Annotated in this window: 11 protein-coding genes and 2 pseudogenes; 2 read left to right on the top strand and 11 right to left on the bottom strand. The window is 36.2% G+C overall.

The genetic code is table 11. The features are described from left to right. Positions 1-12: 12 nt before the first annotated feature. On the bottom strand, positions 13-834 hold the full coding sequence (locus FH036_RS00800; RefSeq protein ID WP_139895164.1) for a pentapeptide repeat-containing protein: 822 nt from the start codon (positions 832-834) through the stop codon (positions 13-15). A 195-nt stretch (positions 835-1,029) separates the two neighbouring features. On the opposite strand from FH036_RS00800, the gene FH036_RS00795 reads away from it, so the two are divergent. Continuing rightward, positions 1,030-1,206 (top strand): DUF1272 domain-containing protein, encoded by a 177-nt coding sequence (locus tag FH036_RS00795; RefSeq protein ID WP_001207874.1) that lies wholly within the window; start codon positions 1,030-1,032, stop codon positions 1,204-1,206. A 41-nt stretch (positions 1,207-1,247) separates the two neighbouring features. On the opposite strand, the gene FH036_RS00790 is transcribed toward FH036_RS00795, so the two are convergent. From FH036_RS00790 to FH036_RS00755, 8 genes and pseudogenes are all read right to left on the bottom strand, one after another. Further along, the gene (locus tag FH036_RS00790) at positions 1,248-2,309 is read right to left on the bottom strand and encodes a lactonase family protein (RefSeq protein ID WP_139895454.1); all 1,062 of its coding nucleotides are present in this window, start codon (positions 2,307-2,309) and stop codon (positions 1,248-1,250) included. A gap of 127 nt (positions 2,310-2,436) precedes the next feature. Further along, complete coding sequence (gene gntK, locus FH036_RS00785; protein ID WP_139895163.1) at positions 2,437-3,978, bottom strand: gluconokinase; 1,542 nt, start codon at positions 3,976-3,978, stop codon at positions 2,437-2,439. Between the two features lie 55 nt (positions 3,979-4,033). Next, positions 4,034-5,359: a gluconate permease GntP gene (gene gntP, locus FH036_RS00780; protein ID WP_139895162.1), complete on the bottom strand. Its 1,326-nt coding sequence runs from the start codon at positions 5,357-5,359 to the stop codon at positions 4,034-4,036. A gap of 390 nt (positions 5,360-5,749) precedes the next feature. Next, entirely contained in the window at positions 5,750-6,418 is a 669-nt protein-coding gene (gene fsa / locus FH036_RS00775; RefSeq protein ID WP_000667676.1) for a fructose-6-phosphate aldolase, read from the bottom strand. A gap of 51 nt (positions 6,419-6,469) precedes the next feature. Beyond that, complete coding sequence (gene gnd, locus FH036_RS00770; protein ID WP_001195912.1) at positions 6,470-7,363, bottom strand: phosphogluconate dehydrogenase (NAD(+)-dependent, decarboxylating); 894 nt, start codon at positions 7,361-7,363, stop codon at positions 6,470-6,472. Between the two features lie 104 nt (positions 7,364-7,467). Further along, the gene (tkt, locus tag FH036_RS00765; RefSeq protein ID WP_000193038.1) at positions 7,468-9,462 is read right to left on the bottom strand and encodes a transketolase; all 1,995 of its coding nucleotides are present in this window, start codon (positions 9,460-9,462) and stop codon (positions 7,468-7,470) included. A 39-nt stretch (positions 9,463-9,501) separates the two neighbouring features. After that, a complete protein-coding gene (zwf, locus tag FH036_RS00760) occupies positions 9,502-10,986 on the bottom strand; it encodes a glucose-6-phosphate dehydrogenase (protein ID WP_000445343.1) in 1,485 nt (494 codons plus the stop codon). Positions 10,987-11,336: 350 nt separating this feature from the next. After that, positions 11,337-11,414, bottom strand: a pseudogene (locus FH036_RS00755) (glucose-6-phosphate dehydrogenase); the annotation flags it as partial. Here FH036_RS00755 and FH036_RS00750 point away from each other — a divergent pair. Further along, positions 11,409-11,531 (top strand): annotated as a pseudogene (locus tag FH036_RS00750) (zinc-binding dehydrogenase); the annotation flags it as partial. The pseudogenes FH036_RS00755 and FH036_RS00750 overlap by 6 nt on opposite strands. A gap of 219 nt (positions 11,532-11,750) precedes the next feature. On the opposite strand, the gene FH036_RS00745 reads toward FH036_RS00750, so the two are convergent. Both FH036_RS00745 and FH036_RS00740 read right to left on the bottom strand, forming a co-directional pair. Then, a complete protein-coding gene (locus tag FH036_RS00745) occupies positions 11,751-12,350 on the bottom strand; it encodes a nitroreductase family protein (RefSeq protein ID WP_000158945.1) in 600 nt (199 codons plus the stop codon). Positions 12,351-12,832: 482 nt separating this feature from the next. Beyond that, on the bottom strand, positions 12,833-13,342 hold the full coding sequence (locus tag FH036_RS00740) for a heme-degrading domain-containing protein (RefSeq protein ID WP_138321501.1): 510 nt from the start codon (positions 13,340-13,342) through the stop codon (positions 12,833-12,835). Between the last annotated feature and the right edge of the window lie 208 nt (positions 13,343-13,550).

Genomic DNA, 13,550 nt, shown 5'->3' with positions numbered 1-13,550 from the left:
ACTCCACATTCTTTACGCACTCCAATGCGATGGATGGGACAACACTTTCGGTAATTTCGTATGTGTATCCCCTTTCGCCGCGTTAATTTGAACTTGCGTCAAAAAAATACTATTTGTAAAATCAGCACCACGAATATCTGCATCTCGCAAATCTGCTCCGATGAGATCTGCACCGCGTAAGTTAGCACCATTTAAGTTAGCCGCAATTAAATACGCTCCTCTTAAATTCGCTCCTTGCAAATCTTTCTTCTTCAAATTTGCTCCCATAAGATCTGCTCCGCGGTGAATGATTCGTTTCTTACACGCAGTATTCATTCCCTTCCAAACTAGCTCACTCGTTTCTAAAAGTAAAATATTCACTTCTGCACGATGTAATGGGATATTTACTTTCATTAACTCGTCCGCATGTAAATTCGAAAGTCGCTCCGTCTCTTCAATTGCTTTACTTAATTCTTTATGGATTGACTGTGTCGCCTTCAATAAAATAGCCTCATTTAAATACCAAAGCATTTCATGAAGCTGATGCATAACTGGAAAAGCATCATACATTTTCCTCGCGTGCTTAGCATCTTTCCGCCAATCTACCCCGTTAAATGTAACTTGAGAAATTTTCTGCCCAGCGCCAAAACATTCAAATACTGTACAACCTTTATAACCTTTTCCACGAAGATTTTTATGTATACTACATTTAAAATCTGATTGTAAGTTGGAACATGGTTTCCCGCCATCTTTATTCACTGCAAAATCTACCGATGCTGCGAACGGTAATGCAACGCAACATAGACCGAAGCATTTTTCGCAGTTTGCTTTTAAATGATCGTTATGATTAGTCAAAATGTATACCCCCCGTTGTCTTTTGACTATTTCATACTATTCTAACTGCATGAAATAATCAATTTAAAAATAAACGAGCATCTTTCATTTCAAATCACAACTTTATCATTCGATTTCCTTTCAATTGAAAAGGACTAACTCTAATCAATGAATTATAATTAAATTATAAATTTTCAAACTAAAAGGAGAATTACTATGGCACTACAAATGAAAACAAACTGTCAAATTTGCGATCAATCGCTAGAACAAGATTCTGAAGCATACATTTGCGTATATGAATGTACATTTTGCGCACCATGTACAGAAGAAAGACATAACGTTTGCCCAAACTGCGGCGGCGAGTTAGTACGTAGACCGAAAAAGAAACAATAAAAGCAAAGCGATATCGCTTTGCTTTTTTTAGGCATCTGAAATTATATATTTAAAAACTTCACACAAACAGGCTCTGGCACAACAACATCAGATTGTAAAAGAGTTAGCTTCCCTGTCGTTTCATTTCTTGAAAATAGCACAAGATTATGCGACTTTTCATTTGAAGCAATAAGGAACTTTGCAGTAGGATCTAATACAAAGTCTCTTGGCCAATTTCCTTCTGTAGATGTATGTTCAATAAATGTAAGCTGGCCTGAGTTTTCATCTACGCTGAAAACAGCAATACTATTATGACCACGATTACCTGCATATACAAAGCGACCATCAGAAGAAATATGAATCGCACTTCCTTGATTATTTTCATCAAACTCTTCTGGAACAGTAGAAATATACTGTAATTCTGTAAATGATCCTTCTGCCGGATTATATGTTAACACAATAACCTCTGAACTAAGCTCCGTCATCACATACGCATACTTTCCATTTGGATGAAAAGTAATATGTCTTGGACCGCTCCCTGGATTTACAGATAAACGATTCACTTCTGTTAATGTACTATCTTTTATTTCATACGTAATTATTTTATCTATCCCTAAATCAACACCAACTACATATTTTTCATCAGGAGTATATCCCGCATAATGTGCATGTGGTTTTTCTTGTCTTTCTTTATTCGGACCTGAACCTTCATGTGCCATAATCGATGCGGCAGGATTTACAGTTCCATCTTCTTCATTAACTACAAAAGACTCGATCGTTCCTTTATGGTAATTCGCTGTAACTACCGCACGATTTCTACTATCAACACTCACATGACAAGGAGAAGCCCCTTCTACTACTTGTCTGTTTTGTTCCGTTAGCTCTCCCGTTTTACTATCAATCGAATAAGCAGCTACACCACCAGATTCGCCTTCCTTAACAACAGAGTAGAGATATTCATTATTTCGATTAATCGTTACATATGTAGGGTTATCCAACTTGGCCGCAAGTGTTACATTACTAATTTTCTTTGCTTCCGTGTCTAACGTAAACTTATATATTCCTTCACTATTTTCTTTCGTGTATGTTCCAACATATCCAATAAACTCTTTGTTATCCTTCATTTTCATAACCCTCTCTCCCTATATTTTTCGTTCATCGTACTTCTTAACATATTTTATGTTGAAAGAGTATCCTAAAAAAATTGGAGTACCTCTTTATACGTTACCATATTTTCTTGCAAAATAGCCTTTAAACCCACTTTTTTTGATACGCTGCTATACTTTCATATTCTTCTTCCAATTGACGGGACAGACGAATATAGATTGGTGTTAAATCTTTATATTTTTCCACACTTTCCATGTTTGGTTCATGGTGGAAATTCGCACCTACCATTTCAGAAACTACATGCAACGTATCTACTTCACCTAAACTATATAAACCGAGGATTGCAGCTCCTAAGCAAGAGCTTTCAAAACTTTCCGGAACATATACGTCTTGATGGAAAATATCTGCCATCATCTGTCTCCAAAGTTCCGATCTTGCAAAACCACCTGTCGCTTGAATTTTTTTCGGTTCACCAATTAGCTCTTTTAAAGCAAGAAGAACGGTGTATAAATTATAAATTACTCCTTCTAAAACAGCACGGATAAGATGTTCTTTCTTATGATGCAATCCAAGTCCAAAGAAAGATCCTCGCGCATTTGCATTCCATAAAGGAGCTCTTTCTCCTGCTAAATACGGGTGAAATAATAAACCGTCGGACCCCGGACTCACTTTTGCTGCTATTTCAGTAAGCACTTCATATGGATCTTTTCCTAAACGCTTCGCAAGCTCAATCTCTGAAGTGCCCAATTGATCACGAGCCCATCTGAAAATCATACCACCGTTATTAACTGGTCCACCAATTACCCAATGGTCTTCAGTTAAGGCGTAACAAAAAATTCTACCTTTTGGATCTGTTACAGGACGATTTGTTACAGCACGTATCGCACCGCTTGTACCAATTGTCACAGCAACAACACCAGGATCTATTGCATTTACACCTAAATTGGATAGGACTCCATCACTCGCTCCTACTACAAAAGGCGTAGAAACAAGTACATTCATCTCTTTGGCAAGCTCTTCATCTAATCCTGTTAAACTGTGCGTTGTTGGAACGAGTTTAGAAAGCTTGTCATCTGTAATTCCCGCAACATGTAAAGCCTCTTCATCCCATTTTAAAGATTCCAAATTAAACATCCCTGTTGCTGATGCTATAGAATAATCAATTACATACTCCTTATATAACTTATAAAACACATATTCTTTAATAGAAATAAATTTATAAGTTTTTGCGAACAATTCTGCCTGCTCATTCTGTAGCCAAACTAATTTCGAAAGTGGTGACATCGGATGAATTGGTGTTCCAGTCCGTAAATAAATTTCATGACCATTCATATCACTCTTTATTTTCTCTGCCCAGCTTGCACTTCTATTATCTGCCCAAGTGATACATCTCGTTAGCGGTTTTCCCTTCTCATCTACAGCAATGATACTATGCATTGCCGAACTAAAAGAAACACAAAGAATATCATGCGGCTGTACACTACTTGTCTGTACAGTTTCTTTAATCGTATGTATTACTGCACGAACAATTTCTTCTGGGTCTTGTTCTGCTGTTTCCGGCGTAGGAGAATATAAAGGATATTCAATTCCATGACTTGCAATAACAGATCCATCTGTAGAAAATAGAACTGATTTTGTACTAGTTGTCCCAATGTCTACACCAATCATATATTTTGAACTCACCATTTCTTCCTCCTAGCAAAAAATTACTACAGTATCCCACCATAAAAACATCCTTATTTTAAATAAACATATCGAGTAGTAAAACTCCTCCAAAAGCGATAAATGAAAGTAATGTTTCTAATACTGTCCATGTTTTAAATGTTTCTTTCACTGTTAAACCTAGGTATTCTTTTACCATCCAGAACCCAGCATCGTTTACGTGAGAAAACATTAATGCTCCTGCACCCGTTGCAATGACGAGTAACTCTAAATTCACACCTGTCGTATTTTCAATGATTGGTGAAACGATGCCTGCTGCTGTTGTTAAAGCGACTGTCGCTGACCCTGTCGCAATTCGAATTAGTCCCGCTACTATAAATGCTAATACAATTGGAGATAGAGCTAAATGCTCAGACATTTGAGCAATAGCATCGCCTACACCGCTATCGATAAGAATTTGCTTAAATCCGCCGCCAGCACCAATAATCGCAACGATTAAACCGATTGGTAATAAACTATCTTCTGTTACCTTCTTAATAGCCTTTTTATCGATACCTTGACGAAATCCAAGAAAATAGAAAGCTGCAAAACATGCAATCAAAAGCGCAATGATAGGACTACCGATTAAGGTGACCATCTTCATCAAAGTAGTAGAAAGCGGAACATAAGGAGCTGCTGCAGCTAACACCATTAACATAACTGGTAACAATATGACTAAAAATGAAACTCCTATTCCTGGTAATTTCGTTGATTTTGTATTTACACGAATCAATTCTGGCTCATTTTCAGGAATTACACGTTTATGAATCCATTTAGCGAATAAAGGACCTGCAATAATCGCTGCAAAAAATGTAATAATGAGTGAATACAATAATACCTTCCCAAGATTCGCTTTATAAATACCTATTGCAACGATTGCCCCTGGATGCGGAGGAACTAGGCCATGTACGACAGATAGTCCAGCAATTGCTGGTAATGCTATCAATAAAATATTTTGTTTCGTAGTTTTATGAATTGAAATTACTAACGGCAACAATATTAAAATACCTACTTCAAAAAACACCGGAATTCCAATAATAAAACCTGCAATTAACATCGCCCATGGTAAGTTTTTTATTCCGAAGGATTTAATAAAGAACTCTGCCACCTGCATTCCAGCACCTGAATCTGCCATCATTTTCCCTAAAATTGTACCTAATACTAAAATACCTACTAAATGCCCAAGAACACTTCCGACTCCCGTTTCATAAGCACTCACTATTTTATCCATTGGCATTCCAGACATAATTGCTAAAAACAAACTTGCAATCGTTAAACTAATAAACGCATGCCATCTCCACCACGATACCCCTAAAATAACAATTACAATTGATAATAATGTAATCATTAAAAGGTACATATTCATACGCAGTTCCACCCCCTTTATGTAAACCCTTTCAAAAATACTGTACAATGAAAAGAACCTATATAGTTCTTTTTTGAGTAAAAATTTATATATCGATATACAACTCATCTTCACAACATAATAATTTATATAAAAAGAATCTCCCTTATCAGAGATATACTTTAACTCATCTCTCTGATAAGGGGATTTCTCTTTTATCATTATAATGTTATTGTGATAAACGTTTCGCGTAAGCAAATTTTCCTTTTTTAAAAGTGAATGACGCTTTCTTCTCTTGCTATTTTCACATAGTAAGACTCCAAACTCGGGATCCAAGTTAAACGATGAAGTTACCTAGGAATCTTTCCTCTCATGAAAAGCAATTTTCGGAAATCCTCTCACTTTTATACATTATAATTTAGGTGCTTTCGCCCAATCTGCAGCGAACTTTTCAATACCTTGATCTGTTAATGGATGCATAGCAAGTTGTTCAATTACTTTATAAGGAATTGTTGCGATGTGAGCCCCTGCCATCGCTACACGAGTTACATGATCTGGATGTCTAACAGACGCCGCAATAATTTGTGTATCTAATTGATGAACATCGAATAATTCAGCAATTTTAGCAACTAATAATACACCATCTTCAGAAATATCATCTAAACGTCCTAAAAATGGAGAAACATACGTTGCACCTGCCCTGGCAGCTAAAAGTGCTTGGTTCACCGTGAAAATAAGTGTAACGTTCGTTTTCACACCTTTTTCAGTAAGATAGCGACAAGCTTCTAATCCTGCTAACGTCATCGGAAGTTTAATTGTAACTTTTTCATCGCCGCCGTTAATCTTAATCAGTTCCTCTGCTTGGGCAATCATCTCTTCAGCTGTAACAGCATCTGGCGTTACTTCTGCCGAAACAGATTCAACTTTAGGAACTGCCTGACAAATTTCTGCGATACGGTCTTCAAATTTAATGCCCTCTTTTGCTACTAAAGAAGGATTCGTTGTAACACCAGCTAAAACTCCAAGTTTATATGCTTTTTTTATGTCCTCAAGATTTGCAGTATCAATAAAAAATTTCATGATCAATTCCCTCCATTTTTTAAACGTTAATGAGTTAAATTTTTAAGATGTTTATTTCTTTTCTACTGCATGTCCGCCAAATTCATTGCGCAGAGCTGCTACTACTTTTCCTGTAAATGTATCATTGTCTAATGAGCGGTAGCGCATTAATAACGACATTGCGATAACAGGAGTTGCTGTTTGAAGGTCTAATGCTGTTTCTACTGTCCATTTTCCTTCACCAGAAGAATGCATAACACCCTTAATTTCATCTAGTTTTGCATCTTTAGAAAATGCATTTTCTGTTAATTCCATTAACCATGAACGGATTACTGAACCGTTGTTCCATACTCTTGATACTTTTTCATAATCGTAGTCAAATTCACTTTTTTCTAGAATCTCAAATCCTTCACCAATAGCAGCCATCATACCGTATTCAATTCCGTTGTGAACCATTTTTAAGAAGTGACCACTACCAGCTTTTCCAGCATATAAGTATCCATTTTCTACAGCAGTATCACGGAAGATAGGTTCAACGATGTCCCAAGCTTCTTGATCTCCTCCGATCATATAACAAGCACCATTACGAGCGCCTTCCATTCCGCCAGAAGTTCCTGCATCCATAAAGTGAATACCATCTTTCTTTAGTTGCTCATATCGGCGAATAGACTCTTTATAATGTGAATTACCCGCTTCAATTAAAATATCTCCTTTTGATAAAAGTGGTGTAACCTCATCGATAACAGAATCTACAACAGCGTGTGGTACCATTACCCAAAGAATTCTTGGTGATTGTAATGACTGAACAAGTTCACTTAAACTAGATGTACCTGTAGCCCCGTACTCTTTCATTTCTTCCACTGCACTTGCATTCAAGTCAAATGCTGCTACTTCATGTTTATGATCCATTAAATTTTTCCCTAAGTTTAATCCCATTTTACCTAAACCAATTAATCCTACTTGCATAATATAATTCCTCCTCAAATCATCTTTTATTACAAATTCATATCACTACAATCTGGAATACCTTGCAGCACTGATATGTACGGAAAGGTATTCACAGTCATAGCTTAAGAATTCAATACATTTTTTGTAATTTGAACAACATTTTCTGTCGTAAATCCAAATAGATTCATGACTTCAGCCCCAGTTCCTGAAGCTCCAAATGTTTCAATCGATAATATGTTTCCTTCTTGTCCTACATAACGCTCCCAGCCGAGAGATACGCCCATCTCAAGAGATACTCGTTTCGTTACAGAAGACGGAAGAACGGATTCCTTATATTCTTTCGATTGGCGATCGAATAACTCCCAGCTTGGCATTGCAACGATACGAACAGAAACTTGATCTTCTTCTAATTTCGCTTTCGCACTAGCAGCTAAGGATACTTCAGAACCTGTCGCAATGAAAATTACATCTGGATTTTCATTCGTTTGTGTTAATACGTAAGCTCCTTTAGAAAGATTCTCTATGTTCGCTTTCGTTTCATGAAACACCGGTAAATTTTGACGGCTCAGTACTAAAACGACTGGACCTTCCGTTTGCTGTAAAGCATACGCCCACGCACTTGCTGTTTCATTTGCATCTGACGGACGGATAACTGTTAAACCAGGGATTGCCCGAAGAGCTGCTAAATGTTCAATAGGTTCATGCGTTGGACCATCTTCTCCTACAGCAATTGAATCATGTGTAAATACGTACGTAACAGGTAACTTTTGCAATGCAGCCAGTCGAATAGATGGACGAAGATAGTCATTAAATACAAAGAATGTACTCACGAACGGTTTTACTCCTCCATGAAGAGCCAGTCCATTCGCTGCTGCGCCCATTGCATGTTCACGTACACCGAAGTATATATTTCGACCAGCATACGATTCTACTGCATACACTGCTTCACCTTTTATATCTGTCATCGTAGAATGAGAAAGATCCGCACTTCCACCGAAAATAGAAGGAATCGATTTCACATAATGGTTAATAGCTTCCCCACTTGCAACACGAGTAGAAATCGTTTTTTCAGTATCGAAGGACAAAATGTCTTTCGCTTCGATTAAAACCTCGCCTGTAATCGCTTTTTCTAATTCATCTGCTAGTGTAGGGTTTGACTCTCTGTATAAGTTGAACTGCTCATTCCAGCCATTTTCTTTTTCAATACCTTTTTGTTTCAGTTCATTAAAATGAGCTGTTACTTCTTCAGGCACAAAGAAGTCTTCTTCATAATGCCAACCATACACTTGTTTTGTTGCTGTCGCTTCTTCTACTCCAAGCGGATTACCATGTGCTTTGTTCGTTCCAGCAACTTTTGGACTTCCATAACCTATAACGGTTCTAATTTCTATAAGAGTAGGTTGATCCGTATTGTCTTTCGCTAATTGAATCGCTTTTGTAATCGCATCAACATCGTTTCCATCCTCAACTCTTACATATTGCCAATGTGCAGATTCTACCCTTTTCTGCATATCTTCAGAGAAAGCAATGTTTAATTCACCATCAAGTGAAATTTCATTTGAATCATACAGCACAATTAACTTGCCAAGTTTCATATGTCCTGCCATTGACATCGCTTCATAAGCGACACCTTCCATTAAATCACCGTCTCCAACTAAAGCGTACGTATTGTGATCAATAATAGAGTGACCATCCGTATTAAACTTCGCTGCTAAATGCGCTTCTGCCATTGCCATTCCGACAGCATTGGCAATCCCTTGTCCTAACGGGCCTGTCGTCGCTTCAACTCCAGAAGTATGACCAAACTCAGGATGTCCTGGTGTTTTACTATTTAACTTTCTGAAGTTTTTCAAGTCATCAATTGAAACGTCATATCCAGCTAAATGAAGTAGGCTATATAATAAGCTAGATCCATGTCCCGCCGATAAAACGAAGCGATCACGGTTAAACCATTTCGGATGATTAGGATTATGATTTAAATGATTCGCCCATAATGCATAAGCCATTGGCGCTGCTCCCATCGGAAGACCTGGATGACCTGAATTTGCCGCATTAATAGCATCAATTGATAACGTACGAATTGTATTCACTGCTAATTGATTTATGTTTTGTGTCATAGTAATCGTCCCCCTACATGCTTTCATGAAAGAAAGTACTTATTTTTTCGTTTCTTGATCTAACCACCATTTAAATCCACTTTCTTGCAATAATTCATTAGATGCCTCTGGACCATATGAACCAGACTCATATTCATGAAGTGGTAATAAGTTTTCTTCGAATGCTTCAAGAATTGGTTGTACCCATTCCCATGACAATTCAACTTCTCTCCAATGTGCAAAGAATGTAGCGTCTCCACTCACAGCATCATGAATGAGTCTTTCATACGCTTCAGGTACTCCCACATCCGCTTGCTCACAAGTAAAGTTAATACGGATCGGTTCAATTTCTCCATTTTTCAATGGATTTTTACTATTTAACTGTAATGAAACGTTCTCACCTGGGCTAATTTCAATTATTAACAAGTTAGGTGCTGCATTTGGATTACTATCTTGATATTGCTGTTTTAACGTATTTTTAAATTCGATTACAATACGAGTAGACTTTTCTTTCATTCGTTTACCTGTTCGTATATAAAAGGGAACGCCAGTCCAAAATGGATTATCGATCCACAAGCGAGCAGCAACAAATGTGTCTATATTAGAAGAAGGATTTACTCCTGGCTCCTCTTTATATGCTACAACTTGCCCGCCATTTATCTCACCTGCACCATATTGTCCGCGAATGATATGGTTTTGAACGTCTTCTTTTTTCACTTTACGAAGCGCCTCCATTACCTTTCGCTTTTCCTCTCGAATTTCACATGCATTAACCTTTTCCGGCAAATTCATAGCAGTCATCATTAATATTTGTAACATATGATTTTGAACCATATCTCGAATGGCTCCTGCCTGATCATAATATCCTGCCCTTTCTTCAACCCCAACTGTTTCACTCGCTGTGATTTGTACATTCGCTATATGTTCTTTATTCCAAATCGATTGTAAAACAGGATTTGCAAACTCTAGTGCTTCAAGGTTTTGAATCATCGGCTTACCTAAATAATGATCAATACGGTATATCTCGTCTTCTTCAAACGTGCGACTAAGCTTATCATTCAGCTCACGAGCAGATGTAAGGTCGTGCCCGAACGGTTTCTCAATCATTAGGCGTTTCCATCCATCCGTTTTATCAAGTCCACTTTCCTTAATATTTAAAGCGATTGTCTCAAAAAATTCAGGAGCAACGGAAAGATAGAACATTCTATTCCCTTTTATATGTAGTTCTTCTTCCCTTTCACGAACGACTTGTAATAATCTCTCATAATCTTCCGGCTTACTCACATCTAATGGACAATAACGAAAATTATCTAAAAAACCTTCGAGTTCTGGAGTACCTTCTTCTCTATGACGAGAAAACGTCTCTATTGATTCTTTTATTCTTTTTTGAAAATCTACATGAGATACTTCACGTCTCCCAAGCCCGATAACGGATATTTGCTTTGGAAGCTTTTGATCTCTATATAAGTTATATAGTGCGGGGTAAATTTTGCGTTTCGCTAGGTCCCCTGTCGCTCCAAATAAAACAAAGGTCATTGATTCCAATTTCAGTCCCCCTCTTGTTGTATAATCCTGGTCAATATATTAAAAATGAATTGTACAGAAGCTCATGTTTTTATAAAAAACAAAGAGTTATCAAATTCCAATTCTTTTTATACCTTTCGCTTTCTAATTGTCCCCAATATTAATAGTGGAAATTCAAAGCGTTTCTACCACGACTTACTTATTTATAATATTTTACGAAACAACATATATTTAATTACTTTTAGTAATTAAATAATATTATGTATAGTATATTAACCACATAAATTATTATCGTCAATAAAAATGTCTTACATTACATACTATTTATTTCGTAATACTTTTCTAAGTTTATCCTTAGTTACCACTCATTTTCAAAGATAATGATCGATATAAAAAATATCAGTTTCATCGAAATCTTCAATTAATTTTTCGTTAAACTCGTTAAAGGAAAACTTCGTCCATTGCTAGATTCGAAAACTTTCACGTTTGATGAAGTTGCACAAGCACACGAGTATTTGGAGTCGAATAATGCAATAGGTAAAATAGTGTTGAAAAATGTTTGGTAACTATAACTAGATAATATACATAATAATTTATGCTGTTTAGCTTATTAAGCGTAATGCGTAGATTAATTGTACAAATGTCAAACAAGGCGATCAAAAATGATCACCTTGTTCTTTTTAAAAATATAATAGTATTTTTCCGATTTCATCAATAGCATAGTCCTATCCCGAAAAAGAGCGAATAACTCTACTATAACTAAATTGTATTATTACATTTGAATATTACTTATGAAATTTCACACGTTCTTCAAGCGGTTGGAATTCTTTTTCACCTGGAGTAGCAGTTGGATTACCAAATGGCATTTGTGCAATTAGTTTCCAATTAGCAGGGACATTCCATTCTTGTTTTACCTCATCGTCAATTAATGGATTATAATGTTGTAAAGATGCCCCTAATCCCTCTGCTTCTAAACCTGTCCACACGACTAATTGGTGCATACCTGATGCTTGGTGTGACCAAATTGGGAAGTTTTCAGCATATGCAGCAAATTTCTCTTGAAGCGATTTAACGATAGCCTCATCTTCAAAGAATAGTACTGTTCCATAACCAGCTTTAAAGGAATCCATTTTTTGTTGCGTTCCTGAGAAATCTCCATCTCCAACTACTTTTCTTAATGTTTCAGTTGTAATATCCCATAATTTATTATGAGCTTCACCAAATAATACAACTAATCGCGCAGTTTGAGAATTGAAAGCTGATGGAGTATATTTCACAGCAAACTCCACGATTTCTTTAATTTTTTCATCTGATACTTGTACCTCTTTATTAATCCCATAGTAAGTACGTCTTTCTTTCAGTGCAGTATAGAAATCTTTTGTCATAATTCATTTCCTCCCAAGTTTTAATATTCTTCAAAATGATACATCTCGAAGATAATATGCGTTTAAATGAGTCCATTTTTAAATCATTGAACTCCATAACACCAATTGCCAGTCATTCTGAATCTAAACACACTACTTCCTTCGGTTTCTCTAAAAAATCTTATAACATCATTAATAAAATCTAGTGATCATTCGGTACTATTTTACCCATTCTCTATTCATGTATCCTGCGTGTTTCATATTTACACAAATATGAAATGTAGCTACTTTCCCCAAAAATTTCCTCTTAATTTGGAACACCTTCAATTACAGAAATTTCGCAGACTTGAAAAAGATGATGTAATCCAAAGAACAGTGCATAATTCAAATACCACCTATAATAGAACCCTCTTAGCCGACTATAAGAAAAAATAATAAAAAGCCAAAAACGAACAATAATATGTTCATTCTTGGCTTTTACTTAACCATCACATTTACTTTTACTATTGCTTCAAATGATTTTTAACCGCTCTTACTACCAATTCGTGATCTTCTTCTGGTGGTAATCCTGAAACTGTTATCATTCCAATAACCCCTACGTTTTTTACTCTGATAGGAAAGCACCCACCAAACGCAGCATATTCCGAAGTATTTAAAAGATATTTTTCATTATATGAGATTCCAGTTATTTCACTTTGTATCTGCATATAATACGAGCTACGATCATGCAGGGAAACGACTCGTTTTTTACGCTCAATCCATTTCGTATTTTCCTCATTTGTCCCTGTCATCTTGAAATGAAATAATTGCACACCGTTTTTTGTTATATCAACAGCAATCACTTTACCCTCTTGCTTTGCTGTTTCAACGATAAATAAACCTAGTTGCAGTGCATCTTCATTTGTAAAAGAGGAAAATTGAAGTGTTTCCTCTTCTTTTAAAATTTGTTTACTTATTTCATTCAAATTTGAAGCGCTCATATCTTTATCCTCCTTAATCACTTTATGCCACATTCATATTTTTAAATTTATGTGACTCTATCGTACGACCTTTCAATATTACTAATAGCGTAAAGCGTATTCTCTTCTTCTTGGTGCTAATATGAATTATATTTAACGCATTAAAAATGTATGTCCTTTAGTACGAAACATTTCATATAGAAGTTTTCTACTTCCTTGATTCCGAGTGCAGAGACAACGAAAGCATTACATGCATAAAAAA

It is taken from the genome of Bacillus sp. CD3-5, from assembly GCF_006349665.1.
GTDB classification, from domain to species: Bacteria; Bacillota; Bacilli; order Bacillales; family Bacillaceae_G; genus Bacillus_A; species Bacillus_A paranthracis.
Note: the sequence above shows the minus strand (reverse complement) of the source record. Positions and strands in the feature narration are given on the sequence as shown.

Excerpts from the sequence above, each read along its gene's own strand:
- FH036_RS00795 (WP_001207874.1), top strand. The coding sequence starts at position 1,030 with ATGGCACTACAAATGAAAACAAACTGTCAAATTTGCGATCAATCGCTA.
- tkt (WP_000193038.1), bottom strand. The coding sequence starts at position 9,462 with ATGACACAAAACATAAATCAATTAGCAGTGAATACAATTCGTACGTTA.
- gntP (WP_139895162.1), bottom strand. The coding sequence starts at position 5,359 with ATGAATATGTACCTTTTAATGATTACATTATTATCAATTGTAATTGTT.
- gntK (WP_139895163.1), bottom strand. The coding sequence starts at position 3,978 with ATGGTGAGTTCAAAATATATGATTGGTGTAGACATTGGGACAACTAGT.
- gnd (WP_001195912.1), bottom strand. The coding sequence starts at position 7,363 with ATGCAAGTAGGATTAATTGGTTTAGGTAAAATGGGATTAAACTTAGGG.
- FH036_RS00790 (WP_139895454.1), bottom strand. The coding sequence starts at position 2,309 with ATGAAGGATAACAAAGAGTTTATTGGATATGTTGGAACATACACGAAA.
- fsa (WP_000667676.1), bottom strand. The coding sequence starts at position 6,418 with ATGAAATTTTTTATTGATACTGCAAATCTTGAGGACATAAAAAAAGCA.
- FH036_RS00745 (WP_000158945.1), bottom strand. The coding sequence starts at position 12,350 with ATGACAAAAGATTTCTATACTGCACTGAAAGAAAGACGTACTTACTAT.
- FH036_RS00740 (WP_138321501.1), bottom strand. The coding sequence starts at position 13,342 with ATGTGGCATAAAGTGATTAAGGAGGATAAAGATATGAGCGCTTCAAAT.